The sequence below is a fragment of the Shewanella sp. 10N.286.51.B2 genome (assembly GCF_041469265.1).
Lineage (GTDB): Bacteria > Pseudomonadota > Gammaproteobacteria > Enterobacterales > Shewanellaceae > Shewanella.
Genome location: NZ_JBFRKH010000045.1, coordinates 80,583 through 106,828, shown reverse-complemented (window position 1 = coordinate 106,828; position 26,246 = coordinate 80,583). Strand labels below are relative to the sequence as shown.

Below are 26,246 nucleotides of genomic sequence, written 5' to 3'. Positions count from 1 at the left end.
CTTGAGATTTACCTTAAAGACATACAAGTCAGTAAGAGCAATAACTCAAGGGGTTTTAGTTAACAGCTTTATCTACATAATTAGATTTACTGTAAATTAGAACGGGATATCATCATCCCAATCACCGCCTAAATCAGGTGTAGTATTTTGTGGCTGTGGCGTTGGCGCTGGGCGCTGTGCTGGAGCTGGTTGTTGAAAACCACCTTGCTGCTGCGCAGGAGCAGCTTGCTGATATCCACCTTGTGCAGGTTGGTGAGCTGGCGCTTGTTGGAAGCCACCTTGTGCTTGTTGGGCAGGCTGCTGAGCTGGCGCTTGAGGCTTAGGCGTGTAAGCAGGCTTTTGCGCTTGAGCTGGTTGTTGGAAACCACCTTGAGCTTGTTGCTGCTGACCATAACCACCTTGAGCTTGCTGAGGAGCACTTTGTTGCGGCGCGTTACCGTAACCTTGGTTCATGCCACCTTGCTGACCACCACCTTGACCGCGGCTATCAAGCATTTGCATTTCCATCGCATTGATTTCAGTTTTATAGCGATCTTGACCTGTAGTCTGATCTTGCCATTTACTGGTTTGCAATTTGCCTTCTAAATAAACTTTAGAACCTTTCTTTAGGTATTCGCCAGCAACTTCAGCTAAACGACGGTACATGACGATATTGTGCCACTCGGTGCGCTCTTGCTGCTGACCCTGTTGGTCTTTCCAAGTTTCACTTGTAGCTACAGTAAAGTTGGCTACGGCATTACCGTTTGGCATGTAACGAACTTCAGGATCTTTACCTAAATTACCAACCAAAATTACTTTATTTACACCACGACTGGCCATCGAAAATCTCCTGCGATTTTATCTATTATCTAATCTAAATTACAAAACTGAGCGATCAAAACGATCTAATTGACAGAGCCTAACACAGCTCGCGCTTCACTCAAATCGAATTGATCATCAACTTTCAAATAAGCTGCTCTCTCTTCCATGACGACAATGGCTTCTGCTACCCCAGATAGCTGTGATAGCTGGGTTGCCATGTCTTTCGCCTGATTTCTATCTTTAACTTGTGCCTCAAGGGTATAGCTTTTTAGCAGTACGGGTTTTTCCATGCCTATGGTTAATAATAACCAAATAAACATCAGTCCAAGTGCCACATAAAATACCCCTGCAGCGCCAACCAGCTGATAAGCTCCGCCACCTAGCATACCGCCACAAAATGCCCCTAAAAATTGGCTAGTGGAATAAACGCCCATAGCTGAGCCTTTATCGCCCACCGGACAAAATTTAGCAATTAAACTAGGCAATGACGCCTCAAGATAATTAAAACCAGTGAAAAATAACACCACAGCGGCACTTAATACCCAGAGGTTATCAGCATAAGATCCCATAGCTGCCAATGCCAGCATCATGATCATTAGTGATATTTGGAACATGGTTTTAGTGTTGTTACGTTTAACACCAATAATAATTAACGGCACCATTAAGAAAAACGCGCCGATAAAGGCAGGGAAATACAGCATCCAGTGTTTTTCTTTTACTAAACCTGCATCCACTAAATCTAATGGCAAGGCCACAAATACGGCGGTAAGCACTAAATGCAAAATAAAAATCCCTGCATCGAGTCTGAACAGTTGCGGGTCCATTAACATACGCTTTAATTTAGTGGGCGTAGCAACAGTATCGCCTTTGGGCGCTTGTGAGACTGGGTTAGGTACCAACACCTGCACAATGATCATGCCCACTACCGCTAAGATCGCGGTTAAAAAGAATAGCCCTTCTAAACCTGCATATTGGGCCACTATCGGCCCTGCAAGCAATGACAATGCAAACGAGAAACCAATACACATGCCAATAATAGCCATCACTTTAGTGCGTTGCTCATCGCGGGTTAAATCGGCGGCCAGCGCTAACACTGCAGCGGCAATAGCACCCATCCCTTGAATGGCTCGGCCAAGCACAACCCCATAAATATGATCTGACATTGCAGCAACCACGCTACCTATAGCAAACACCACCAGCCCAGCCAAAATAATCGGCTTACGGCCATATTTATCTGACAACATGCCCATGGGAATTTGTAACACTGCTTGGGTCAAGCCATAAGCACCGATAGCGATACCCACCCATAGAGGTGAAAAACCCTCTAAATGTTGGCCGTAAAGCGCGAATACGGGCATGATCATGAATAAGCCCATCATTCGTAAACCAAACACGCTGGCTAACGAAAATGCGACTTTCTTCTCAATGCCTGATAATCCATTGTTGGCCATTCAGTTGCCCTTAAATTGTGTATCTATAGAAAAATGCGAGTTGCGCATATTATCACAGCGTTCTAATTTAGCTCAAAAGGAATAATGAACCAACAGGCAACTGTTTGTCGTATTTGTTAATAAGGTTAAACAAACAGGTTATAATGTGTTTTATATCCCAGTCGTTTTTTTATGGTTTCAGCCGCTATTAGTCTGGCTCCCTGGGTACATTTAGTGTCACCAACACTGTATAAAACACTGTATAAGCTAGTTAATTAACGATACACTAACGGCTATTTACTAAGCTAACTCAAATTTTGCTACTTTGACAAGGTAGCTAAAACAACCTCTAGAGTGATGAATGGATACCATTGAAATTCGCGGTGCACGAACCCACAATCTTAAAAACTTTGATTTAACCATCCCCCGAGACAAACTTATTGTCATCACAGGTTTATCTGGCTCAGGTAAGTCATCGTTAGCCTTTGATACCTTATATGCCGAAGGCCAGCGCCGTTATGTTGAGTCACTATCAGCCTATGCGCGCCAGTTTTTAAGTTTGATGGAAAAGCCTGATGTGGATCATATCGAAGGCTTAAGTCCTGCAATTTCAATTGAGCAAAAATCCACATCCCATAATCCACGCTCAACCGTGGGTACCATCACTGAGATTTATGATTATCTTAGACTGCTGTTTGCCCGTGTTGGTGAGCCGCGCTGCCCAACCCACGGCCAAGCATTAACCGCGCAAACGGTCAGCCAAATGGTAGATAAAGTATTGGAACTGCCTGAAGGCAGTCGCCAAATGCTATTAGCTCCCGTGGTCAAAGCCCGTAAAGGTGAACATGTAAAATTACTCGAAAGTTTGGCTGCTCAAGGTTATGTGCGCGCCAGAATTGACGGTGAGGTTTGTGATTTATCCGATCCGCCAACCCTTGAGCTACATGTTAAACACACCATTGAAGTGGTGGTTGATCGCTTTAAAGTGCGTGATGATTTAAAGCAGCGCTTAGCAGAGTCTTTTGAAACGACGTTAGAGTTATCAGGCGGTATTGCTATTATTGCCGACATGGCCGGAGAAGCAGACGAGTTGATGTTCTCGGCTAACTTTGCCTGTCCATATTGTGGCTACTCCATGGCAGAGCTTGAGCCACGTATTTTCTCATTCAATAATCCCGCTGGCGCTTGTCAAACCTGTGATGGTTTAGGTGTGCAGCAGTACTTTGATGCAGAAAGAGTGATTGCCAATAGCGAGCTGTCATTAGCAGGCGGGGCGATTAGAGGCTGGGATAAACGTAATTTCTATTACTTTCAAATGCTCAGCTCCTTAGCTGAACATTATAAATTTGATGTCGAAACCCCCTTTGAGCAGTTAAGCGCTAAAGTACAAAAAATTATTCTATCTGGCTCAGGTAAGCAAAACATTGCCTTTAAGTACATTAACGATCGTGGTGATGTGGTTATTCGTAATCATCCATTTGAGGGGATCCTCAATAATATGGATCGCCGCTACCGCGAAACTGAAAGTAACTCGGTACGTGAAGAGCTATCAAAGTTTATTAATACCCAATCCTGTAAAAGCTGTGACGGCTCGCGTTTGCGTGAAGAAGCCCGTAACGTATTTATTGGCGAGTTAAACTTACCGCAGCTGACTCAGTGGTCCATCGGTGAAGCCATGAGCTATTTCACTGAGATTAAATTCGAAGGGCAAAAAGCGCAGATCGCTGAAAAAATTCTTAAAGAAGTTGGCGATCGTTTAGGCTTCTTGGTCAATGTCGGCCTTAACTACCTAAGCTTAGACCGCTCAGCAGATACTTTATCAGGGGGTGAAGCCCAGCGTATTCGCTTAGCCAGTCAAATTGGTGCCGGCCTTGTGGGCGTAATGTACGTGCTGGATGAACCTTCAATTGGCTTGCATCAGCGCGATAACGAACGTTTACTGCAAACGCTAATACACCTGCGTGATCTCGGTAATACCGTGATTGTGGTTGAGCATGATGAAGACGCAATTCGCATGGCTGATCATGTGATTGATATTGGCCCCGGCGCAGGCGTTCACGGCGGCGAAATCATTTGCTCTGGGCCTCTGCAGGCCATTCTCGACTGTAAAGAGTCTGTCACTGGCCAATATATTTCTGGCACCAAGCAAATCCACATTAGTGATAAACGCACCCCAATGGATCCGAAAAAAGTCATTGAGCTATGCGGCGCCACTGGTAATAACCTTAAAAATGTCGACTTAACCATTCCTATTGGTTTATTTACCTGTATTACTGGGGTATCAGGTTCGGGTAAATCAACCTTAATTAACGACACCTTTTATAAAATTGCCCACAGAATGCTAAACGGCGCTACCATTGATGAGCCAGCAGCCCATAAAAGCATTACCGGCATGGAGCAATGCGATAAGGTGGTTGATATTGATCAAAGCCCAATCGGGCGAACACCGCGTTCAAATCCTGCTACTTACACCGGCATATTTACCCCTATTCGTGAATTATTTGCTGCAACTCAAGAGTCTCGAAGCCGCGGTTACTTACCGGGTCGCTTCTCTTTTAACGTTAAAGGTGGCCGCTGTGAAGCCTGTCAGGGTGATGGCTTAATCAAGGTTGAGATGCACTTTTTACCAGATGTGTATGTGCCTTGTGATTCCTGTAAAGGTAAACGCTATAACCGCGAAACCTTAGATGTTAAATACAAGGGCAAAAATATTCACGAAGTGCTGCAAATGACCATTGAAGAAGCGCGTGTTTTCTTTGATCCAATCCCTGCGATCGCAAGAAAACTGCAAACCTTAGTGGATGTAGGCTTGGCGTATATTTGTTTAGGTCAAAGTGCGACAACACTGTCCGGTGGTGAAGCTCAACGAGTGAAGTTAGCAAAAGAGTTATCCAAACGTGATACCGGCAAAACCTTATACATTCTTGATGAGCCCACTACAGGCTTGCACTTTGCTGATATTCAGCTGCTACTAGATGTGCTGCATCGCTTAAAAGCCAAAGGCAACACCATAGTGGTCATTGAGCATAATCTTGATGTGATTAAAACGGCAGATTGGCTAGTGGATCTAGGCCCTGAAGGCGGCTCCGGCGGCGGCACTATTTTGGCAAGCGGAACCCCTGAAGAGGTGGCAAAACATAAAACCTCCCATACTGCACGCTTTTTAAAGCCGCTATTGACCAAGAAGGCTGCGGCCCCAAAAGGTGTCGCTAATAAAGGTGTCACCAATAAAAGTAGCGTGAAGAAAACTCCAGCAAAGAAGGCCACTAAAGCCAAATAGCGATTACACTGATAGTAATTGCACAGAATACACCTGCTGCGGTATGCGCACCATTGAGTTAGTTTACTCATCAAGCCAGAGGGATATAAATGGAATTTTACCAAAATACTCTGGCTTATTTATCCTCGGTATTAGCATCATTTCTGCAAAAATATCATGTTCAAAAACCACCCTGTTTCACTGTATCGATTAGATTGACGCCAGTGGCATTGTGTTTTTTGCTAAGCGGCTGCGCTTCGCAAAACTGTGGAAATGACACTTCCAGTCAATGGGCTGATAAAAATCAACTCATCGAAGATATTCGCATATTAACCAGTGATGATTTGGCTGGCCGTAAAACCAATACCATAGGTGCAGAAAAAACCCGCCAATACCTAAGTGCGCGCTTTATTGAACTGGGGTTATCACCTTGGCAAAAAGAATTTATGCTGCCATTTGTTTATCGGCAAAACTTTGCTGATAAACAGGGTATTAACCTCATTGCCACGATTAAATCAAAGCAAGCATCCCAGCGCTGGCGCATTATTACCGCCCACTATGACCATTTAGGCAGTCGTGGCAGTAAAGTCTTTGCTGGGGCTGATGATAATGCTTCAGGCATTGCTGCAATGTTAGCGATTGCAAAGCAATGGCAGCAAGATGGCGATCCGGCGGTTAACTTAATGCTAGTTGCCACCGATGCTGAAGAGCCGGGGTTATTTGGCTCATACGCGCTAGTTCAGCAACTGTTAACACTGCCAGATATGCAGCTAGAAATGTCGCTAAACTTAGACATGATTGGCCACCCTTCTAGACCCAAAGCCATTTATATTGAAGGGGAGCAAAATGTATCTCAATTTAAGCAGATAAAACACCAGCTCCAAGACTATAATAATCTATGTGTGAGACAGAGTCGTTCAAGGCTAAATGATGGCAGTATGCTCAAAATTAATTGGCTGCGAGCATCAGATCATTACCCGTTCCACAAAGCTGGTATTCCTTGGCTCTATTTAGGCGTGCCAACCCATAAGCAATATCACACTGTTGAAGACACCTTAGATACTATCGATATTAACTTTTTAGCAGCAGTCACTGAAACGGCATTCACGCTACTTAAACTGGATAAACAGCGCATCATTGTAAAGCGCTAGAAATTGAGCACTAAGGCGATTACTGCAACTGCATTTGCGAAAAGGCTTGTTTATCCGCTATAAAAAAATGGATTAAATGAATCACGGCCATAAAATAACCGTTTCTGATTTAATTACGTCAAAAGTTACTTAGTTAATCGCTCAGTAAGCGCTACAATAATCAGGCCAATTTTAGTTATTTGTTAAAATTAGATAGTCAACGAGGCCAAAGCTTGCTATAATATTGCCCCTTTGACGCGGGAAATCGACACGGGGTTGATTTTCTGTCTGTGAAACTCTAGTACGAATGCCAATAACTTCGTACGCATCCACAAGGCTACAACTCAATGTCATCCGATGAAAGAACTTTCCGCGAACTTGGTTTATCCGAGAATTTGCTTCGTGCCCTTGACGATCTAGGTTACGAAAAACCAACTCCAATTCAGTCTGCTAGTATCGATCCTTTAATGGAAGGTAAAGATATTTTAGGCCAAGCTCAAACAGGTACAGGTAAAACAGGTGCTTTCGCACTGCCTTTACTAAGTAATGTTGACCAAAAGCTGAATGCTCCTCAAATCCTAGTGCTTGCACCAACACGTGAACTTGCTGTTCAGGTTGCTGAAGCATTTGGTAGCTATGCTAAACACATGAAAGGCTTCCATGTACTACCTATTTATGGTGGTCAAAGCATGCATCAACAATTAAGTGCGCTACGTCGTGGCCCACAAGTTGTTGTTGGTACGCCAGGTCGTGTAATGGACCACATGCGTCGTGGCACTCTTAAACTTGATGCACTACAAGCACTTGTTCTTGATGAAGCTGATGAAATGCTAAAAATGGGCTTCATCGATGATATCGAATGGGTTCTTGAGCACAAACCAAAAGACAGTCAACTTGCCCTTTTCTCTGCGACTATGCCAGAGCAAATCAAGCGCGTTGCGAACAAGCACTTAAACAACCCTGTTCACATTAGTATTGCTGCTAGCCATACTACTGTTGAGTCAATTGATCAGCGTTATGTTCAAGTATCACAACACAACAAACTTGAAGCGTTAGTACGTGTTTTAGAAGTTGAAAATACTGAAGGTATTATCATCTTCGTACGTACCCGTAACAGCTGTGTTGAACTTGCTGAAAAACTTGAAGCGCGTGGCTATGCATCTTCACCATTACACGGTGATATGAACCAACAAGCTCGTGAACGTGCTGTTGACCAACTTAAACGCGGCAAGTTAGACATCCTAATTGCTACTGACGTTGCGGCCCGTGGTCTTGACGTTGAACGTATTGGTCACGTAGTTAACTACGATATCCCATATGATTCAGAAGCTTATGTACACCGTATTGGCCGTACAGGTCGTGCTGGTCGTACTGGTATGGCAATTCTTTTCGTTACCAACCGTGAAATGCGTATGCTTCGCACTATCGAACGTGCAACGAACAGCCGTATCTCGCCAATGAAAGTACCTAGCCCTGAAACTGTTGCTGAGCGTCGTTTATCACGCTTAGGTGAGCAAATCCAAGAAACCGTTAACGGTGACTTAGATTTCATGAAAAATGCAGTGGCTCAGTTATGTCAGCAGCTTGAAATTGACACTGACTTACTCGCAGCAGCATTACTTCAACAAGTACAGGCTGAGCGTCCATTACAACTTCCTGCGATTCAAGAGCGTCAACGTGATTCACGTGACCGTGATGATCGTGGTCCTCGCGACGCTGGTCGTGAGCGTCCTCGTCGTGATTCACGCGGCAGCCGTCCATTGCCAACAAGCTTTGGTAGCGCTGAAGGCCTGAAAGATAAGCCTGATGTTAAAATGTGCCGTTACGTAATCGATGTAGGTCGTGATAACGGTGTTGGTGTAGGTAATATCGTTGGCGCCATCGCTAACGAAGCAAACATTGACAGCCAGTTCATTGGTCAAATTCAATTATTTGATCAAGTTACTTCAATTGACTTGCCAGACGGCATGCCAAAAGATGTACTAGGCCACTTAAGAAAAGTACGTGTTTGCGGTAAAGCATTAAACATTCGTGAAGCGAGTGATGCCTCTTTCCCAGCTGAAGCACCACGTCGTCCACGTAGTGACCGTCCTCGTAGCGACCGCCCTCGTGGTGATCGTCCACGTAGTGACCGCCCTCGTAGCGACCGTCCACGTAAGCCACGTGACAGCGAGTAAATACTTGCAGTCCAACTAACGTTGGTTTAACGCATAAAAATGGAGCCTTGTGGCTCCATTTTTTATGGCTGAAATAAAACTCATCCTACAAGCACTAATAACGCTAAAGTTATTGCGATAAACGCTTTGGTCTTAAACGCTTTCGCCTTCGACATGGGCTTGCCGCTTTTGCTTGTTGCCCACATACAAGGGCCATAGTTGCATGGTAAACACAGCGCCAACAATCAATACAATCCCCAGCAGCGACCACAGATCAATCACATCAACCTTAAACACCTCAGGCCACCAGCCTAAATACACCACTAAAGCGTTAACGCTAAAACTGAGCACTGGCGTCAGCGCGAGCATGGCACTCACTTGCGCCGTGGGCCAGTACTTCATCGCCTGACCAAAACAGCCATAAGCAATTAAGGTATTGATGGCACAAAAACCGACGATCAACCAATGGCTGCTATCCATAAGCCCAAAGTGACTAAACTCGCTAAAAGGCGCCATCACAAGGATCCCTAAGCCATAGATACATAGCAACACATTATTGGGTGATAGCTTAGTGAACAGTGACTTTTGCAGTAGCGCATAACTCGTCCACGACAACACAGAAAACTGTACAATCAGCACTCCCAACAAAATATTACTGCCACTCTCTGTTGGCATATCAAGGCTGGGATGAAAGAACAGCAACACCCCTAATGCCAGAGCTGCAAAACAGCTTAGCTGCACCGCCGTGAGCCGCTCTTTAAAAAACAGTGCGCCACCAAAGGCTAAAAAGAACGGTGCAGTTTGAAAGTTAAGTTGCGCAGTACCTGGTGATAAGTAATCCAGTGAATACACAAAAGAGGTGTAATTGAGCATCAGTAAAATACCTGCAGCAGCAAGCTTTAGCCAATCACCCCCCTGCAGTTGACTAAATTGCTTCAAATTACCAAAGCGCCATAGCAGAATAAAGGTCACCACAAAGGCCACTAAAAACCTAAACCAAGTTAACGTAACCGGATCAATAAACCCTCCGGATAACTTAAGCACTATGGGTAATATCCCCCAAAACACAACGGCAACGCTGACAAACATAAGACCTAAACGGGTATGGCTCACAAGATATTCGCTCTTTAATGGTAAAGCTGCAGAAAATTCATTCTAAAGAGCTATGCCAATAAAGCCAATGGCGAATAGCGAGTTTAATTTGCCTCAGTATTCGCTATACAGGATTAAGAGTTTAGCCGCCTGATAAGCATGGAAATCTGCCTTAATACAGGTAAAATAGCCGCCATAAAAATACCTAACTATCCTTATCAATAAAGGATATCTCCCTACACTCAATTTCTTAAGGAATACTGGCCATGAGTCTTGCTGATTCAGTTCTCGCTATCAATAACGATTTGCCGATCCGAACCGATAAGCCAGTACACAGCGGTAAAGTTCGCAGTGTATATTGGTTAACTGAGGCTGATAGCCGCCGCTTAATTGCCGATAAAGGCTATAACGTGCCAGCTGATACCCCATTAGCGATAATGGTGATCAGCGATCGCATTTCAGCATTTGATTGTATTTTTCATGGTGAAGGTAATTTACAGGGCATTCCAGGTAAAGGGGCGGCACTTAACGCTATCTCTAATCATTGGTTTAAGTTGTTTGCTGAAAATGGTTTAGCCGATAGCCATATTCTTGATATCCCACACCCATTTGTATGGATTGTGCAAAAAGCGCGTCCAATTAAAGTTGAAGCGATTTGTCGTCAATACATTACCGGTTCAATGTGGCGCGCTTATGCCAAAGGCGAACGCGAATTTTGCGGTATCACACTGCCTGAAGGGTTAACCAAAGATCAAAAACTACCAGAGTTATTGATAACCCCTTCAACCAAAGGCATTTTAACCGGTATTCCAGGTGTGCCTGAGCAAGATGATGTCAACATTAGCCGCGCCGATATTGAAGCCAACTACCAAGCCTTTGGCTTTGAAAAACCAGCCGATATCGACTTATATGAAGTATTATTAAAGCAAGGCTTTAAGGTCATCTCAGATGCGCTAGCCACCCACGACCAAATGTTTGTCGATACTAAATTTGAATTTGGCTACGTCAATGACAAAGACGGTAACTCCAAACTGATTTACATGGATGAAGTGGGCACACCAGACTCGTCACGTATTTGGGATGGCGCAGCGTATCGTGATAGCAAGATTGTTGAAAACTCCAAAGAAGGCTTTCGTCAATTTCTGCTCAATCATTTTGACGATGCCGATATTCTGCTTAACAAAGATAGAATGCCTGAGCGTGAAGCCCTCGCCCGTGATAACGACTTACCATTAGATGCGATGATGAATGTCTCTCGCACATACACTGGCGTGGCAGAAAAGGTAACCGGCACTAGCATCTCGCTACCTGACAACCCAAAAGCGGATATTATTAACGTTTTAGCCGAGCAATATGACTTAATCGACTAATCCTAAATCCACACATAAAACGAAAAAGGCGCTTAATGCGCCTTTTTACTATCTACTGATTAACCACAACATTTTGGTTAACGCCATTGTCTAGAAATACTTAATCCAGCCCTGTTTACTTTGATGCTTGTACTGACTAAACCACTTAGTTGGAAAGTACAGCAGCAGCGCCAATATCACCGTCACCGCCCACACCCAGCTTATATCGGTAAAGCCATATAAATCGCCATAGTTAGGCCCAATGACATTAACGGCAAAGCGGTACATAAACAGTAATAAATATAAGTGCACAATATAGAAAAACATTGGCGCTGATCCAAAGGTTGATAACACTTTACCATAGCGCGGGTTCAGCTTTTCAAGCGTCCGTAAACACAATAATGTGCCGCCAAGAGTCACCAGTAAAAAGTCCAATGAAGGTGGATATTTGGTTAAGTTAAATACCGACTTTAATGTCATTACTAGGGTTTCACCTTGCTGCCAATCAAGTGTTTCGCCGTAAATATTAAAACCGCGTAAGACTGCAAAAATCGCAAAGCAGCTTAAGCCAAGCCCAATGAGCAGGTTATGACGTTTGTTATCATCAAAGCTTGCACTGTAAATCGGTGCTATCACATAGCCTAACAAAATCACCCCAATCCAAGGTAGTACCGGATAACTGGCTCTAATGCCGATAAAGTCATTGGTTAAGATATTGCCGCGGTCATGCAATATGGCCCATAACGTATAACCCCACTCCCCTGGCGAGAAGCTAATGGGCGTAAGCATGTTATGACCAAATACGATCACTAAGCCAATAAGCCCAAGCCAAAATCTTGGTAAGCCGATTAATAACGCTAGCGCCAACATACTGATGCCAATTGCCCACATGACTTGCAGCCAAATCATCTCGTAATTGCCCATCCACTGAAACGTAATCACTGTGCACTCTAATGCGATAATAAACAGGCCACGCTTGATTAAAAATGACCTTGCGGAGCGCTGTGGGCCAAATTGCGGATGGCTATATAACCACGCTGATACTCCGGTTAAAAACACAAAAGTAGGCGCACAAAAATGCGCAGCAAATCGGCTTATAAATAATCCGGTACTGGTGCTATCCAGTGTCATCGGATCGGTGACTTGCTCATGAAAGAAAAACCGCTCTCTAACATGATCCAGCAGCATGATAAGCATTACAATGCCGCGCATAATATCGATACTATCAATTCGCTTTTTTAACATTGGAGCGGTTACGGTATTCAACTTTTCGACTCTCTTTAACACTCAAAAAACACAGCCATTAAATGGTGCAATTACTAGCACAACACTATAACAGGCGTTTTTTTTATCACGGTGATTTAAAGTAAATTGCCTGTAAAGCAAGCACAAAGCGCAATAAAATACGCTCAAAAAATTTACAAACCACCACCGATTTTAAATGATAATAATTTCTATTAAATAATACATCGATTAGGCTTTAGGGCGAAAACCTAAAGCAGACAAGAGCAATAAGCCTAAGTAACCTAAGCTACCGCCATCATCTTTGGCTGTCATTATAGCATCTGCATCTTTAGTATCCTGTACTTCGGGATATGCCAGGGCGATGATCACCGGATCGTGATCTGATGATGAATAGCCATTGTCAGACTTAACTAAATCGCCGGTGTATTTGCTACTGTATTCAAACAAGCTCGATTCAACCGCATTGATATGCCAGTCTTCAATCGCCACTACCCGAGCCGCTAAGCTTGTATTACCTAAAGCATGGTCTAAATTACCTAACTCACCACCATAACTGTACGAGTATGTAGCAGGCCCATGTGCTTGGGTGTTTAAGTTGATTAGCCCATAGCCCTTATCAATCACACGTCCTTGTGCATCATGCTCTGCGCCATTTAAGCTGGTGTGTGAGGCGGTTTTTATCACATGTTCAGTTAGGCTGGCATCATAGTCAGTGAGTACTGCTAACGGATCTTCTTTGCCATAGGCATTTAAATCGCCAATCACCAGCACATCACCGTTTAAGCCGGTTACCGACTCACCGATCACTTTAGCAGCAGAAACGCGAAAGGCATTACACTTGCCCTGTAAATCTACAGGCTCTGAATCTTCATTAAAGCTTGACCAATCTTCTAAACAGCCTGAGCCTTTAGATTTAAAATGATTAACCACAATCGTCAGCTTGTTACCATTAATGCTAAAGCTTTGCATTAGGCTGTGGCGCTGATATTTATGGTAGGCGGGATTTGTTTCTGTTACGCCCTCATTGATACGGGTTAGCGCTCCTTCTGCCACGTGTTGCTCAGGGGTCGCGATTATTTGAGCTGCGTCAGCTAAAGCAACAACGGCGGGTCGATATAATATGCCAACTGCGATAGCATCAGTGCCGATGAAACCGTCATTGTCAGTGACTTTAACAAATTGATAAGCCTGCTCAGGTGCCAGCTTGGCATTAAGGGCATCAACTAGATTTTGAATGGCACTTAACTTACCAAAGCCATTATTTTCAACTTCCATTAAGCCAATAATATCGGCATTCATCGCCGCCATCGCATTCACGATTTTTGTGCGCTGCAGCAGCATTTCAGACTCAAGCTTTGCCCCGCGATTGTGGCCTAATGGGTTTTTATCACCGCCAAACTCACTATTAAAGAAGTTCAGTACATTAAAACTTGCTACCCGTAAGTCACCTTGGGCCGCAATGGCTGGCGCTACGGTGCGATCATGATGGCGAATAAAATCACTGGCACTAATGTCATTGGTTGGCATAAAGCGATATTGCTCATAACTATAGCCAATCACACCTTCAATATTGGTCAACTGATCGCCAACCCGAATATAGCCGTTATCGGCATTAAAGCTTGGGAAATACGGCACCTCGCCATGTTCAGCTTTATAGTCTGACTCAACCACCAGCTGGTTGGCGATATTGGCGCGATTCAATGCTATCGCCTCTGCTGATAATGGTGCATAAACCTGCGTGGCTTTCATCAGTGGCGCTTGATGGGATAGCACCATGTTGTTGCGATATGAGTCATAATCTAGGCTAAATGAACGGGTAACTTTCATGTCACTTGCAGTGTCTAATAGCACTTTCATGCCTTCAACACGCTCCAGCGCTTCGGCAAGTGATTGACCATCAGCAATATGTAACGGGGTCGCTGGCAACTCACCAACATAGTTACCTAAGTGAAATTGTTGCTGCTGTGCAATATTGATTTGGGTAAAGCCTGCATATTCTTGTACTTTACCAGTGACGCAAATCTGCATCCCCGGGACAATTTCTGCTGGCGCAGTGTCTCCCCAATGGACAAAAATACCATCAGATGTCAAAGGCGAGCCGTCACCTTGGGGATCTTGAATAAAAAAACCTTTATATAATCTTTCTGCCCGCGCAGTAACCACACCTTTAGTGGTCACTTCATGAATGGATTCATCCGCGCCTGCAGCGATAAATGGACTCATCTCACCAGCGCCTTGGATCTCATAGATAGGAACAGTGGTTTTGCCTTCACATGAAAACTCATTCGCTGTCACGTCTTGTGTCGTTACGGCTTTGGCCTGTGCCTGCATACTCATAACCAATGTGATGGCTAACGATATTGCAGATAACTTGCTTACTCTCATTTAACACTCCAACTTATTATTCTTATGCTTATTAAAGCCATATTACAACGGACTATTTAATCGCTAATTGGTTAAATTACAATCTTAAAATGGCATTGTGCACACAGCTATTTATTCGCATTCATTTCGCTGAGTTTAATATCGAAAAAGGAGCCGAAGCTCCTCTTTAATCAATAGCTCAGCCACCTAAAATGAGTGCGACTTTGCTATTTTTAAACATTAGCAGTTAATATTTTGCTGCCGCATCTTCTTTTGGCAAACTGTTCTCAATAAACTCACGTAAGTCTTGATTTGATTGCTTTAAATCTTCGGCACGTAAATACATCATATGACCGCTGCGGTAGCCTTTAAAGCTAAGGCGTTGTTTCATTTTGCTGCTCGGATCTAATTGCCACATGCTATATTTGGCATCGAAGTAGTTCGTCGCGCCGTCATAGTAACCCGCTTGAAATAACACATTTAAATATGGGTTTTGCGCCATCGCCTGACGTAGGTTTTCACCGGTTTTATTTTCGGTGCGATCCCACGGGTGTACATCACCCAGCATGTAATATTTTACATCGGTTTTGTAATTTAGCTCTTCACGCATGTAAGCATTAATTGCAGGGGTAAAGGAGTGTAACCAAGACATAAGTTCAGCGTTAAAGTCTGGGCTATCACCGACATCTTGTTTATCTATGCCGATATAACGTGAGTCTAAACGGCCAATGGTTTGCCCACGCTCACGCAGTAACTCTTTCCAAAAGTATCGAGTTGACACATCAAGGTTTGATTTCAAAATAACATCAACACTGAGGCCTGAATACAGCGCCACTTTCTCTGCAATTTTTTGTTTATGATCTGGAGCGATAAAGCCGCCCATAGCTAGTGCAGGGATATATTCATTAATGGTAAAGGCTTCAACTTCAGGCAAAAAATCAGCAAGGTCGGCTTGTTGAAGTTCAGCAGTTAAGGCTTTGTGATACCAAGCCGCTGCTGCGAAATACGGTAAGCGGTTAGCTGATTTAACCGGGCCTTTGCGCTCAATACCCATGTCAGTCGGCGAGACTAAAATAACCCCATTCACATACATCCATTGGCGATTTTGTAACTCGAGTGCCAACCCAGCAACTCGGGTGGTGCCATAGCTTTCACCAATCAGATATTTAGGTGAGCGCCAGCGTTCAGTACGACTGACAAAGGTATTGACCCATTCAGCTAAATATTTGATGTCAGCGTTAACCCCAAAGAACATCTCTTGTTGCTCATCTTTGCTTGGCATTTCACCGTCTTTATTAGCTAATACCCTTGAATAGCCGGTATTGACCGGGTTTACATAAACAATGTCGGCAATATCTAAAATCGAGTATGGATTGGTTTTCACCCCATAAGGTTGTAGCGGGTAACCTTCATCATCAACATTAATTGCACGCGGGCCGGTATAACCAATATCCATCCACACAGAAGCTGAGCCTGGGCCACCGTTGAAAGAGATTAACAGCGGTCGTTTGGCGGTATCTTTTACATTATCTCTTTGATAATAGGTATAACTTAATGTCGCAACCGCCTCGCCTTTTTTATTCCATACTGGCTGTGTTCCAACCGTTGCAGTATAGGAGAAGCTATTACCGTTAACTTTGGTTTTATGGCTGGTGACAACACTACTGTCGACAGGAATGTGACGACTATAATCCTGCTTTTTAGGTGTCACTTGCTCTTCAGCAAACGTGATTGTAGATACAGAACATAACAATAGGCTTGCTATGATGGCTGTAATCGTCTGTGTTTTCATACCTTCTCTCTTATTATTGATATTGTCGATTTATCGTAGGTTGTAGTAATTAAAGATTCAATGATACATTTATGTGAATCCATTTAATGTCCATATGATTAAAAGTGCAACACGCATGCATTAAACAACACGACAAATAGTTAAAATATCCCTATTTATTAATTATTTAACTGTTAACATTAATCGTAAGCAAACGTACACTCACATTTAACATAACGGCAAGGCGATGCTGAAACCGACAATAACAAAAATAGAATCCAAATAATGACTTCCCCCATAGCGCAAAAGCGTCAGCAACAGAATCAACAAACACCTCATAAGCTCCCTTTGCAAACATGGCAAGCGCCTGATTGGCCTAACAATGCCAACCTTTGGGTTAAAGCCGTTTTAATCGGCCAAAATATCGAACCGATTGATGATCTTGTTGAAGTAAAGTGCTGGTCATTAGGGCAGGTTTTAAAGCAAGCAACCACCCAAGGTGATGTGTATTTTAAAGCCACGGCGCATTTACCGTTATTTTCAAATGAAGCGAAACTTTGTCAAACGCTGGGTCAATTATTTCCGCAACAGTCGGCCAAAGTGATAGCGATTGATGAAGCAAAGCAATGGATGCTGACAGAGGATTTTGGCGTAGCCTATGAAGATACTGTGCAGCTCACCGCATGGGCTGAGGCTTTTGCTTCGTTTGCACAAATGCAAATACACAGTGCTGATCATATTGACGCAATAGCTCAATCAGGTTGTTTAACTCGCGATATACACAACTTACCGCTACAACTCAAAAGCATATTTGATGATGACAGTATTTTAACAAGGCTGCCAACGTCGATGGCGCTTACCCATCAACAATATCAGGCGATATTAATCTCACTTCAACACTCAATTACAGCCTTGGCGCAATTCAATTTACCCAATACGCTAGTGCATAGTGATTTACACATTGAGAACATCGCTAAGGTAAACGGTCGGCATATTTTCTTTGACTGGAGTGATGGCTGCATTAGTCACCCATTTATTGATGGCACTTACTTATATCGAATGAAAACCACTAATGAACAACAGACTGTAGTTCATCAGTACTTATCACAATGGCGCCATTTACTCTCAATAGAGCAATTACATGACGCATGGAATATCGCTGAAGTCGTTTGCTATGCCCATCAAGCGGTGTCTTATGCACACATGATCAATCAACTACCGCCACAGGGTGTTGAGGATGTACAAACTGCTTTTGAAAATGCCTTTAAGCGATTGTTTAATATGGCGTTAACGGCAACTTGAATGACATAATTAATTGCTGTTAAAGCTCGCAGCGAGACTCAAATTTAAAAAAATGCCGATAATATTTATCGGCATTTTGATTGATTTACTGTTTTTATGACTCTCAATAACTAAAGCTGTACCAAGTTATACCCAAAAGAGCTGCTGCTATCTGGCATTAATACAAAGCTGTAATTACTTTCACCGTCAAAGCTAATAAAATCAGATTGATATAATAAGGTTTTAGTACCGTTATCTGACTCATAAACCACATTAACTTCATAATTATCATGGAGTAATACTAAGCTATCTTGATCGGTAAAATCCAAATCCGTGATGCTATATTCTGCCGACTCAATCGTCTCCGAGCTGCGAACAAAATACACGCTTAAATCATCATAATCCTGCGATAAATTCACGATATCAACGTTGTTTTCAAAGGCTCTTGGGCGCAAATCATGTTCAATGACCATGCCTTTAATTGTGTCATCTTGGTATAGCAATAAGGTACGGACATCATCTTGATTAAAGGTCACTAGTACATTGTCTAACAGTATTTCTGCAGTGGCTGAATCTGTGACACTGACGCCATAATCATTAAAACCGGTTTGTTGGTAATCGCTTACAGTAAAAGGAGCGATATCCAGTAAGTAATGCGACTCAGCTTTACTGATCACATCGACATCTAAACTACGTTGCTCTAGCCCGTTAAAGACCCGAAAATCTGCAGTAGCATCGATGTTAGTGTAAGACGTTGGCGTTGTGGTTGAATCGACACTGTCGATCACCACTTTTAAATCACCTGAACCAAAACTGTTTCTAATCATAAATTTATAAACAGTTTCTGTGGTTAAGCTCATACTGCTTGTGGTGTAGACCACATTATCTGTACCCTTGTCGGTGAGATAAACAATATAGTCATCAGTGTCGAGCATCAATTCTGAGGTGACCCCACGGTAATCGACACTACCAATCATAGTGGCATCGGCGTATGAGTCAGTGTCGAGGGAAATGTAAGCATCAAATGCCATTTCCTCTGCAGTAACATTGGCAACCAGCACCTGCATTTTACTGTATTCATTATCTTCATCGCTATTGAGGTCATCCATATCCGCGCGGTCATAAATAACCTTGAGTAGCTCCGGCGAGTGATAATCACCATAAAGGACAAATAAATGATTCTCTTCTTTATCTAGATCCATGTCCTCAGAATAAATACTGCTTGAATCACCATTTTCATCTGAACCATAGATCTCCATGGTGACACTACCAGTAGCGTAACTATAGCGGGGCATACTGTCGCTAAACGCCACCGAAGTGTATTCATACTCGTCCATCACCAATGATGTGGCTGTGCTGTTAGCCGACGCATTATAAAACTGGATATAAGCACTATCAGTTTCACTGTTATCATCACTATCAGAAGAATCACAGCCCATCAGAGTTAAGGAGCTCAGTCCCAACATCATTAATCCACACATTTTTTTATCAAACATAACAACTCCATTAACGATTTAACTACATATTAATGGATAGGACTAAGCTTGAGCGTAATCGATTGTCAAGAAGTGTAAAGCTCATAAAGACTATGTAAATTAGAGGGTTCCATTACTCTGACAAAAACAAAAAAACACCGACAAGTCGGTGTTTTAAAGGTTAAGACAGTAAACTTATTACTGCAGCGCAGCGCTTAGCTACCGGCTATTTTCATTTCACTCAGTAAGATACCGCCAGTGCGAATAGATGAACGTAAGTCTCTATCCTTAGCCACACCTTGAATGCCCATGAACATGTCTCTTAAATTGCCTGCAATGGTGATTTCTTCTACTGGGAACTGAATTTCACCGTTCTCAACATAAAATCCAGCAGCGCCGCGAGAGTAATCGCCTGTGACCATATTGACACCTTGGCCCATCACTTCTGTGACGATAAGACCTGTGCCCATGGCTTTTACTAATTCATCAAAGGTTTGGCCGCTATGACTTAAGGTCCAGTTATAAATGCCACCAGCATGACCTGTATTGACTAAATCTAACTTGCGCGCTGAATAACTGGTTAGCAGGTAAGTGGATAAATGGCCAGCATCGATAATATTACGCTGCTGGGTAGCCACACCTTCACTATCATAATTTGCACTGGCTAAAGCGCCAATAAGATGTGGGTTTTCCTCGATGTTAAACCATTCAGGAAACAGCTGCGTATTAATCGAATCTTGTAAAAAACTCGATTTACGGTACAGACTGCTACCACTTATCGCACCGATCAAATGACCCATTAAACCAGTGGCGATTTCAGGCGAAAATAGTACAGGCAGTTTAGCCGTGGGAATTTTACGGGCATTGAGACGACTAGCCGTTTTGTTAGCGGCTAAAATCCCCACTGACTCAGGCGTCATTAACTCATTATATTTACGTGCAATGGTGTAATCATAGTCACGCTGCATGTTGCCATCGTCTTCTTCACCGATCACCACACAACTTAAGCTATAGCGTGAGCTGCAATAGCCTTTTAAAAATCCGTGACTATTGCCATAGACCTTGGCTGCAGTATGAGCATTAGCGGTCGCGCCATCAGAATGCTGCACCCGACTGTCTACTGACAAACTGGCTTCTTCGGCGCGAATGGCTAATTGAGCTAGTTCATCAGGAGTAATATCTTGAGGATGGTATAAATCTAAATCGCGGATGGTTTGCGCCATTAACGCTTTATCAGCAAGGCCACTAAAAGGGTCTGATGAGGTATAACGGGCAATATCATCAGCGGCTTTAACGGCAACGGCAATGGCTTCAGGACTAAGGTCAGAAGTTGAAGAGCTGCCCTTACAACCATCACGATAAACCGTAATACCTAAAGCACCATCTTTATTAAATTCAACGGTTTCAACTTCTTTTTCACGGGTTGAAACCGACAAACCTTGTTGTTTGCTAATGGCAACTTCAGCCGCACTCGTGCCTAACTTTTTTGCATGCTCTAATGCGACAGCAACGGCATCTTGTAACGCCGTTAATTCAGTATCAATATTATTGGTAGACACAAATTTACTCTTTAGTTTCCATTGTTAGGCTTAGCATATCAAATTCAAAACTGTATTGATAACCATCAAAACAAGGATTTACCCACCACAATGGCGCTAAATAAACTAACCTTAAGTTAATCAGTGAGTATCATATTGAATTCTCGCAGATTGATTCTATGAAGCTGGTTGATAAATCGGTCTCTACAGGCTTGCTCTTTTGGCAAGCTGAAGACGATGGTAAGCATCAAAGATTGACCAGCCTTAACATATTTAAAAAATATTCATCGGCTTAAGCTTGAAAACCCGTTATACAGTGGCCTACACCACCCTGAAAGTGCTATTATTCGCCGATATTTATGAGAGGTTTATTACTATGAAAATTGTCGGCGATTCAGATCACTTTAAACAGCCATACGACAATGACGATGAATACGTCAGCAGAACAGAATTTAAAAAAGAAAGCGAAGAAGCTCAAGAGCTTGGCATGCGCTTAATTGCATTAAGTAAAACGCAGCTTGATAAAGTCGAGCTAGAAGAGTTTTTATACGATGCAGTATTAAAAGCCAAAAATATTAAGCAAAAAACAGAAGCCTATCGTCGTCATTTACAATACATTGGCAAACTAATGCGTGGCTATGATCATGAGCCAATCATTAAATCAATCGATAATGTATTGAATAAAAACAATAATGAATCTGCACAGGTTCATAAAATTGAGAAATTGCGTGCGCGCTTATTGGAAAATCCAAACGAAGAAGTTGAAGCTTTACTGGCTGAATACCCAAGTTTTGAGCGTCAAAAGTTACGTCAATTAATCAGACAAACCAATAAAGAACTCGCTAAAGGCCCTGAGTCAAAATCATTTATCGAGTTGTTTAAATATTTACGTGCTGGAATAACCGAATAAACACCACTTACAAGGATGTTGCTGATGCTGCTAAAAACAATAATACGCGCACTGCCTTTTTCTATTGCTTCACTATTTTTAATGACCGCTTGTAATGGGCCTTCTGATGATAACGATACTGGCAGTGGAGGCGAAGGCAGTTACAGCATTAGCCTAAGCTACCAAAGCGTTGTTAATGGTCAATGCGCTGAAACCACTGATGAATTACGCTTTGATGTCACTGAGCGCTTTTGCGCAGTAGCCCAGTTAAAGCAATCCAATAGCAACGTCAGTGGCGCCATTGTCAGCTTTGCCCCAAGTTTTGGTCAAGCCAGCGTTGATAGCACACTAACAAACAGCAGTGGTATCGCCAGCGTATTCATCAGCACCACAGATAATACTGTCGGCGCAGGTACCTTAATGGTGTCTCATACCCCTACAGATACTGAATCCGAAACTGATGACAGTGTTTCTGCCTCGCGTAATTTTGAATTTATTAATTCAACCACCACGCCAACACCTGAAACCATCACAATCAATGCCAGTATTACTCAGGCAGGGCAAACGGTAACCCGTTTTAAGATTGATCAAGCCGTATTGCTTACGGCAGCAGTTTTAGATGGCAGCAATCAACCAATAGCGGATCAATTAGTGAGCTTCCAGGCTGGCAGCGCCAGTTTATCGCCAAATACCGCCTTAACCTCTACTGATGGTATTGCTACTGTTAGCTACACCCCAAACAGCAGTGAACTTGGCGCTTATAGCTTAATTGCCAGCACTGACTTTGATGGCACCACTGTTTCAGGCAGCAGTGCCTATGAAGTGCTAAGTGGCGATGAAGTGATTCCTGAAGGCACGATTAAGTTTGGTTATATTGTTGACGATGAGACATTCATCGAAGATAAGCTAGGTTCAACCTTAATCGCTGATGACCCCGACGCAGATCCTCTAACCTACACCATCGGTGCAGGGGCAAGTTTTGGCGTTTATGCTGATGTGATTATTGAAGCGGCTGACGGTACATTCGAGCCATTACAGACCCCCGTAAGCGTATCGTTTAGTTCTGATTGTGTCGCCAATGGCGATGCGAGTCTTGATACCCCGGTTACGACATCCTCAGGCAGAGCCAACTCAACCTTTCAAGATAGCAGTTGCAGTGGCAACAGTATTCGCAGCCAACGAATTATCGCTGCAGCCGTTATTGGTAATGACACCTACAACGCCAACTTCGATTTCTCTTTAGAGCGCCAAACTTTAGGTAGCTTGAGCTTTATCTCTGCAGAGCCAAACCAAATTCGCATTAAAGGCGCTGGCGGTACAGGTTCTACTGAAAGCTCATTAGTGACTTTCTTAATCAGTAGCGCTAATGGTCAACCTGCAGCGCAGCAAAAGGTGACCTTTGGTTTAGACACCGTTATCGGCGGCTTAAAGTTTGCCAATGGTGATGAGGCTATTAGTAATGCCAACGGATTAGTTAGCGTTACAGTGCAATCAGGCACAGTGCCTACACCAGTGAGAGTGTCAGCATCTGCAGAAGATACAGATTCGGGCATCATCATTACCACTCAATCAGAGCAGTTAACGGTTAACACAGGCCTGCCTCAACAACTGGGCTTTAACATTTCCCCTTCTTTGTTCAACCCAGAAGCTGCTGATGTTAATGGTGTTGAAGTCACCATGACCGCCTATGCCTCTGATAGCTTTGGCAATCCTGCGCCCGATGACACCACCATTAACTTCACCACAGAAGGTGGCCAAATTCAGCCATCTTGTTTAACTGTAAATGGCAGCTGTTCAGTGGTTTGGACTTCAACCGACCCACGTCCTACAGATCATCGCGTGACCGTATTGGCTTATGCCTTAGGTCATGAGACCTTCTTTGATACCAATGGTAATAATATCTTTGATAAAGATGACGGTGGCGTTATCACTAACGCATGTTTAGATATCGAGGGTAAAGAAACAGCTTGTACTGGTAACGGTATGGATATCGAAACTTATCATCAAGGTGGTTTTAGTGATTTAGGCGATGCCTTTAGGGATGATGATGAAACTGGTATTCGCCGTGATGGTGAACCTTATTTCAATACATCAGGAAAGTCATATAACTCACATTGTGATGAGATTGACTGTGAAAATCCCTTCAGCGGTGATGGTATGTTCAATGGCCCACAGTGTGATGATACTTCTGAAGGTGAAGATGATAAGTTTTGCGGAATCGAACAAGCCAATAAAACTTACATTCGTGCCGCAACGGTATTAACGATGTCAGGTTCAACGGCTCAAATAATTCCGACTGTTGATGAAAGCCCCATTGTAGATAACAAGCTGACTGTTACCTCTGGTAGCATGACGAGTATTGATGTTGAACTGTATGACAGTGCCAATCAAATGATGCCAGCAGGTTCAACTTTAACGGTTGCAGCAGTCAATGGATCTATCACCTTTAGTGGCTACGCCGTACCCAATGCGACTTGTTTCAAATATAAGGATATTACTCCTAGGCTATCATGTGATATCGAAGCTGCAGATTTTTATTACACCGCAGCTGATGAAGCCGGTGAAGATGTGATTACTTTAACCGTCACCACTCCGCGCGGAATTAAGACTGAAGAATCGGTTGAGGTAACAGTGCAATAGCACTGCTATAACCCCATTACGATCTGAAACCATTAAGGCCTGCTAATGCAGGCCTTAATTTTATGTAGCCTTAACCTTATTCAGGAAAAGTCACCACATCAAGCTAATGCACCAAATAAGTGCTTAAAGAAGCACTATGGGTAACTGTGACTAATAATTAAACTTTTAAATATCTGTTTTATCTACAATATTTAGTTGGTCTAGTCTTTGCTTAGCCTGCATCGACTTTAGTAAAAAGGATTTTAAATGCTACCTTTACATACCTCATTACGAGGTTTGCGTTGTTTTTGTGTTGCAGCCGAATGTCTCAGTTTTAAAGAGACTGCTCAAAAATTATTTCTCACCCCTTCAGCGGTGAGCCATCAAATTAAACAGCTAGAAGAAAACCTACAACAGCAATTATTTATTCGCCAAACTCGCTCAATCACTTTGACAGAAACAGGAATGCGCTTTTATCAACAAATTACCCCGTTAATGCTGCAGCTGACCGAAACAGTCAATAACTTCAATAATGCCCACACCATGCATGAAGTCAGTATTTCCATGCCAGAATTTTTTGCCAGTGAGCTGTTTGTACCGCAACTGGTGGGTTGGTCAAACGAATACCCTAATATTAATTTAAAGCTCGAAACCGTTAAAACCCGCGCCAAACAAACGGCCAATACAGATCTGTCGATCGTGTTATCTGGTAGTCGCCAAGACCCTGATAAATCGTATGATTTATTTCCGCTTAATTATGTTCCAGCCTGTAACCCAGCACTGTTTAACAGGCTTGAACATAAAGGCTTTAGCGCCCTGTTAGAAGTCCCGTTAATCATGCATCAGGCAAGACCCTATGCCTGGCATCAATGGGCTGAAAGTGTTGGCCTTGATCATTTCAAACCCAAACAAATAATTCAATTAGATAGTATGTTTAGCGTCGCAAGAGCTGCTGAGCAAGGTTTAGGCATCGCATTAATCCCACTGCCTATCAGTAAATCATGGTTTGAAAACAATCAGTTAATTTCATTATTTGAGCAATCTTTAACCAGTCACGACCGCTACTATCTGATCAACCATAACAATGTCACCAAGCCTGAAGTGCAGTTACTTATTGATTGGGTTGTCGCCCGCTTCCATTTTTAAACCACCTCACCAGGGCTGACTAATAGGTTAACCACTGCATGAGTGAATAAATCTCACTTATCAAATTGATTTATCTCGTTTGTCAGCCTCAGACTTTTTTCCTAAATTAGCCCTGTAGCAACTAGCTACTACCTATAAAGGAATATAACCATGAAAAAATCAACACTCTCTATCATCACCGCAGCTGGTTTATTATTATCAAGCTCTGCTGTGATGGCCAATGCCATCGAAACGAGCAAATATAAAATGGTACTTATTGAAGACACACCTGGAGTTGATGCCATTCAATCTGGTGACATCAGTGAAGGTATCGCCCTAACAGAAGCTGCCACCGCCACTGTCATTGACAAATACACTCGCAGTTTGAGTCTTTGTGTTGGCTACACTAAGCTTTCAAAGTTTGATATTGCTGAAACAGCTTGTACTGAAGCGGTAGAAATGGCCAATAAGGCTGCTAAGTTACCCTCAATGCAAATGCGAGCTTATGCCTACAATAACCGTGGTGTTATGAAGTTAATGGCTAATGATAATCTAGGCGCACTGGCTGATTTTAAGAAAGCAGCAAAAGCCAACCATGAGCCAATTTACCAACATAACTTAAGTCGCTTAGAAGCGGAATTAAGTCGCTCTGAAACAGGAACGTTATAATTTGGAAGACGATCAACAGCGACAGCAAAGCTTAATGATTAAGCTCAAAGACA

The 26,246-nt window shown here is 43.0% G+C and carries 17 protein-coding genes; 9 read left to right on the top strand and 8 right to left on the bottom strand.

Annotated elements, in window-relative coordinates:
- Nucleotides 1-96: 96 nt before the first annotated feature.
- Nucleotides 97-819, bottom strand: a complete 723-nt coding sequence (locus AB4140_RS12570; RefSeq protein WP_102439974.1) for a single-stranded DNA-binding protein — start codon at nucleotides 817-819, stop codon at nucleotides 97-99.
- A 65-nt stretch (nucleotides 820-884) separates the two neighbouring features.
- Nucleotides 885-2,252, bottom strand: a complete 1,368-nt coding sequence (locus AB4140_RS12565; RefSeq protein ID WP_102439975.1) for an MFS transporter — start codon at nucleotides 2,250-2,252, stop codon at nucleotides 885-887.
- A 340-nt stretch (nucleotides 2,253-2,592) separates the two neighbouring features.
- On the opposite strand from AB4140_RS12565, the gene uvrA reads away from it, so the two are divergent.
- From uvrA to AB4140_RS12550, 3 genes are all read left to right on the top strand, one after another.
- Nucleotides 2,593-5,511 (top strand): excinuclease ABC subunit UvrA, encoded by a 2,919-nt coding sequence (gene uvrA / locus AB4140_RS12560; protein ID WP_102439976.1) that lies wholly within the window; start codon nucleotides 2,593-2,595, stop codon nucleotides 5,509-5,511.
- 89 nt (nucleotides 5,512-5,600) lie between these two features.
- Nucleotides 5,601-6,641, top strand: a complete 1,041-nt coding sequence (locus tag AB4140_RS12555) for a M20/M25/M40 family metallo-hydrolase (protein ID WP_102475471.1) — start codon at nucleotides 5,601-5,603, stop codon at nucleotides 6,639-6,641.
- Nucleotides 6,642-6,967: 326 nt separating this feature from the next.
- Nucleotides 6,968-8,797: a DEAD/DEAH box helicase gene (locus tag AB4140_RS12550; RefSeq protein WP_102439978.1), complete on the top strand. Its 1,830-nt coding sequence runs from the start codon at nucleotides 6,968-6,970 to the stop codon at nucleotides 8,795-8,797.
- A 132-nt stretch (nucleotides 8,798-8,929) separates the two neighbouring features.
- On the opposite strand, the gene AB4140_RS12545 is transcribed toward AB4140_RS12550, so the two are convergent.
- Nucleotides 8,930-9,865 carry a DMT family transporter gene (locus AB4140_RS12545; RefSeq protein WP_372001161.1) on the bottom strand — a complete coding sequence of 312 codons (936 nt, stop codon included), beginning with the start codon at nucleotides 9,863-9,865 and terminating at the stop codon, nucleotides 8,930-8,932.
- A gap of 269 nt (nucleotides 9,866-10,134) precedes the next feature.
- Here AB4140_RS12545 and AB4140_RS12540 point away from each other — a divergent pair, with 269 nt between their 5' ends.
- Nucleotides 10,135-11,238 carry a phosphoribosylaminoimidazolesuccinocarboxamide synthase gene (locus AB4140_RS12540; protein ID WP_102439979.1) on the top strand — a complete coding sequence of 368 codons (1,104 nt, stop codon included), beginning with the start codon at nucleotides 10,135-10,137 and terminating at the stop codon, nucleotides 11,236-11,238.
- Between the two features lie 90 nt (nucleotides 11,239-11,328).
- Here the strand turns inward: AB4140_RS12540 and AB4140_RS12535 are convergent, their stop codons facing one another.
- The 3 genes from AB4140_RS12535 to AB4140_RS12525 all read right to left on the bottom strand — a co-directional run bounded on the left by AB4140_RS12535 (nucleotide 11,329) and on the right by AB4140_RS12525 (nucleotide 16,618).
- Complete coding sequence (locus AB4140_RS12535; RefSeq protein ID WP_102439980.1) at nucleotides 11,329-12,462, bottom strand: DUF1624 domain-containing protein; 1,134 nt, start codon at nucleotides 12,460-12,462, stop codon at nucleotides 11,329-11,331.
- 228 nt (nucleotides 12,463-12,690) lie between these two features.
- Entirely contained in the window at nucleotides 12,691-14,847 is a 2,157-nt protein-coding gene (locus AB4140_RS12530) for an ExeM/NucH family extracellular endonuclease (protein ID WP_372001146.1), read from the bottom strand.
- 226 nt (nucleotides 14,848-15,073) lie between these two features.
- Nucleotides 15,074-16,618 (bottom strand): S10 family peptidase, encoded by a 1,545-nt coding sequence (locus AB4140_RS12525; protein ID WP_372001144.1) that lies wholly within the window; start codon nucleotides 16,616-16,618, stop codon nucleotides 15,074-15,076.
- A 264-nt stretch (nucleotides 16,619-16,882) separates the two neighbouring features.
- On the opposite strand from AB4140_RS12525, the gene AB4140_RS12520 reads away from it, so the two are divergent.
- Complete coding sequence (locus tag AB4140_RS12520) at nucleotides 16,883-17,899, top strand: phosphotransferase (protein WP_372001142.1); 1,017 nt, start codon at nucleotides 16,883-16,885, stop codon at nucleotides 17,897-17,899.
- Nucleotides 17,900-18,009: 110 nt separating this feature from the next.
- On the opposite strand, the gene AB4140_RS12515 is transcribed toward AB4140_RS12520, so the two are convergent.
- Together AB4140_RS12515 and pmbA are read right to left on the bottom strand one after the other, a co-directional pair.
- Complete coding sequence (locus AB4140_RS12515; protein WP_102439984.1) at nucleotides 18,010-19,374, bottom strand: hypothetical protein; 1,365 nt, start codon at nucleotides 19,372-19,374, stop codon at nucleotides 18,010-18,012.
- Between the two features lie 194 nt (nucleotides 19,375-19,568).
- Nucleotides 19,569-20,912: a metalloprotease PmbA gene (pmbA, locus tag AB4140_RS12510; protein WP_102439985.1), complete on the bottom strand. Its 1,344-nt coding sequence runs from the start codon at nucleotides 20,910-20,912 to the stop codon at nucleotides 19,569-19,571.
- A 355-nt stretch (nucleotides 20,913-21,267) separates the two neighbouring features.
- Between pmbA and yjgA the strand changes: the two genes are divergently transcribed.
- The 4 genes from yjgA (at nucleotide 21,268) to AB4140_RS12490 (ending at nucleotide 26,193) form a co-directional block, all read left to right on the top strand.
- Nucleotides 21,268-21,801 (top strand): ribosome biogenesis factor YjgA, encoded by a 534-nt coding sequence (gene yjgA, locus AB4140_RS12505; protein WP_303502504.1) that lies wholly within the window; start codon nucleotides 21,268-21,270, stop codon nucleotides 21,799-21,801.
- Between the two features lie 24 nt (nucleotides 21,802-21,825).
- Nucleotides 21,826-24,420 (top strand): Ig-like domain-containing protein, encoded by a 2,595-nt coding sequence (locus AB4140_RS12500; RefSeq protein ID WP_372001140.1) that lies wholly within the window; start codon nucleotides 21,826-21,828, stop codon nucleotides 24,418-24,420.
- Between the two features lie 246 nt (nucleotides 24,421-24,666).
- A complete protein-coding gene (locus AB4140_RS12495; RefSeq protein WP_102439987.1) occupies nucleotides 24,667-25,545 on the top strand; it encodes a LysR substrate-binding domain-containing protein in 879 nt (292 codons plus the stop codon).
- Nucleotides 25,546-25,695: 150 nt separating this feature from the next.
- The gene (locus AB4140_RS12490) at nucleotides 25,696-26,193 is read left to right on the top strand and encodes a hypothetical protein (RefSeq protein ID WP_102475466.1); all 498 of its coding nucleotides are present in this window, start codon (nucleotides 25,696-25,698) and stop codon (nucleotides 26,191-26,193) included.
- Nucleotides 26,194-26,246 lie beyond the last annotated feature (53 nt).

What these genes read in the sequence shown, in the direction of transcription:
- AB4140_RS12570 (WP_102439974.1), bottom strand. Translation starts at nt 819, where the DNA reads ATGGCCAGTCGTGGTGTAAATAAAGTAATTTTGGTTGGTAATTTAGGT.
- AB4140_RS12540 (WP_102439979.1), top strand. Translation starts at nt 10,135, where the DNA reads ATGAGTCTTGCTGATTCAGTTCTCGCTATCAATAACGATTTGCCGATC.
- yjgA (WP_303502504.1), top strand. Translation starts at nt 21,268, where the DNA reads ATGAAAATTGTCGGCGATTCAGATCACTTTAAACAGCCATACGACAAT.
- AB4140_RS12515 (WP_102439984.1), bottom strand. Translation starts at nt 19,374, where the DNA reads ATGTTTGATAAAAAAATGTGTGGATTAATGATGTTGGGACTGAGCTCC.
- AB4140_RS12550 (WP_102439978.1), top strand. Translation starts at nt 6,968, where the DNA reads ATGTCATCCGATGAAAGAACTTTCCGCGAACTTGGTTTATCCGAGAAT.
- AB4140_RS12525 (WP_372001144.1), bottom strand. Translation starts at nt 16,618, where the DNA reads ATGAAAACACAGACGATTACAGCCATCATAGCAAGCCTATTGTTATGT.
- AB4140_RS12565 (WP_102439975.1), bottom strand. Translation starts at nt 2,252, where the DNA reads ATGGCCAACAATGGATTATCAGGCATTGAGAAGAAAGTCGCATTTTCG.
- AB4140_RS12530 (WP_372001146.1), bottom strand. Translation starts at nt 14,847, where the DNA reads ATGAGAGTAAGCAAGTTATCTGCAATATCGTTAGCCATCACATTGGTT.
- uvrA (WP_102439976.1), top strand. Translation starts at nt 2,593, where the DNA reads ATGGATACCATTGAAATTCGCGGTGCACGAACCCACAATCTTAAAAAC.
- AB4140_RS12500 (WP_372001140.1), top strand. Translation starts at nt 21,826, where the DNA reads ATGCTGCTAAAAACAATAATACGCGCACTGCCTTTTTCTATTGCTTCA.
- AB4140_RS12555 (WP_102475471.1), top strand. Translation starts at nt 5,601, where the DNA reads ATGGAATTTTACCAAAATACTCTGGCTTATTTATCCTCGGTATTAGCA.
- AB4140_RS12545 (WP_372001161.1), bottom strand. Translation starts at nt 9,865, where the DNA reads ATGTTTGTCAGCGTTGCCGTTGTGTTTTGGGGGATATTACCCATAGTG.
- AB4140_RS12535 (WP_102439980.1), bottom strand. Translation starts at nt 12,462, where the DNA reads ATGTTAAAAAAGCGAATTGATAGTATCGATATTATGCGCGGCATTGTA.
- AB4140_RS12490 (WP_102475466.1), top strand. Translation starts at nt 25,696, where the DNA reads ATGAAAAAATCAACACTCTCTATCATCACCGCAGCTGGTTTATTATTA.
- AB4140_RS12520 (WP_372001142.1), top strand. Translation starts at nt 16,883, where the DNA reads ATGACTTCCCCCATAGCGCAAAAGCGTCAGCAACAGAATCAACAAACA.
- AB4140_RS12495 (WP_102439987.1), top strand. Translation starts at nt 24,667, where the DNA reads ATGCTACCTTTACATACCTCATTACGAGGTTTGCGTTGTTTTTGTGTT.